The sequence below is a fragment of the Labrys neptuniae genome (genome assembly GCF_040797145.1).
GTDB classification, from domain to species: domain Bacteria; phylum Pseudomonadota; class Alphaproteobacteria; order Rhizobiales; family Labraceae; genus Labrys; species Labrys neptuniae.
Map to the genome: position 1 here is coordinate 1 of NZ_JBFNQD010000044.1, position 1,240 is coordinate 1,240.

Genomic DNA, 1,240 nt, shown 5'->3' on the forward strand with positions numbered 1-1,240 from the left:
CCATCTGAGGTGACGGAGGAGGCGGTGGCGGCGGACCTGTGATGAGTTTGTCGATACGGCGTCGATGCATGAGATTGGCGCGAACCAATCTGGCGAAAGCGAGGGGGCTTTGGACGGCCTTTTGAGCAGCCTGTGCTAGGCGCAGGAGCAGGAAGGCGATGAGGGCGACGGCGATCTGGATGCGCACGGCGTTCTCGCTGGTGCCGAGAAAGTGGCGGATCTTCAGGGTTTGCTTGACCCATCGAAAGAACAGCTCGATAGCCCAGCGCCGTTTGTAGAGGTCGGCGATCTCCTGGGCGCTGGTGTCAAGATCGTTGGACAGGATGCGCAGCACCTTGCCTGTCGGGGTCTTGAGGCGGATCTCGCGGACAGGGGCCTGGAACGGGTTCTTGCGGCTCTTGGCCTGGCGTGACGGCAGGAGGCCGATGCGGTCGGACAGGATGGCACCATCCTCCTCCGGCACAGCCAGTTCGGCCGTGACGGTCAGGCGCGTACGGGTCTTGAAGCGCGTGACGATGCGACAGCCGGCCCGGTCCATCTGAGCCCACCAGCTATAATCATAATAACCCAGATCGAACACATAGGTGGCGCCGGCCTCGATCGGCATGGCCTGGGCCGGGGTGATGTCATTGACGTTGGCCGCCGTCACGGCCGCATAGATTGGCCGGTCGGCATCGGGATCATAGACCACATGGACCTTGGCGCCGCAGGTCTTTGCCGAAAAGCGCGCCCATTGGCTGCCCAGCCCGCTGAGCCGGATCCCGGTGGAATCGATCAGATAGACGGCATCGCCCACCGCCCGACGCAGGCCCCGCTGGGCCTGGGCCACCATCTGGGCGAACAGTTCGCTGAACACCGCGCTCGGCCGAGTGCTGTTGGCATCGGCCAAAGTGGATCGTGGCACCGTCACCCCGCCGACATGGTAGAGACGGTCGGCGTGGCTCCTGAGCCCGCACTCGACGTCGCGCAGACTGACCGCGCCAGCCAACTGCCCGTACAGCAGCGCCAGAAACTGGCTCTTGGTCGACAGACGGCGGATCCGATGATCGGCCTTGTGCGCAACCACAAGCCGATCGAACTTCGCCCACGGAACTCGCTTCACCAGATCGTGGAAAACGCTATTGTGGTGCCGCACGGTGTTGCTCAACTCTCGTGTCCAGGTGACGCGCCAACGTCCTGAACACGAGTAGAATCAACACCGTGCGCCTTGTCCACTAAATCTAAACCGGACAGCCGTGGG

1 protein-coding gene is annotated in these 1,240 nt (G+C 63.2%); it reads right to left on the reverse strand.

Features of this window, described 5'->3' with window-relative positions; all coding sequences use genetic code 11:
- On the reverse strand, positions 1-1,135 hold a 1,135-nt coding region (locus tag ABXS05_RS34840), incomplete at its 3' end, for an IS4 family transposase (protein WP_367627083.1).
- Positions 1,136-1,240: the final 105 nt, after the last annotated feature.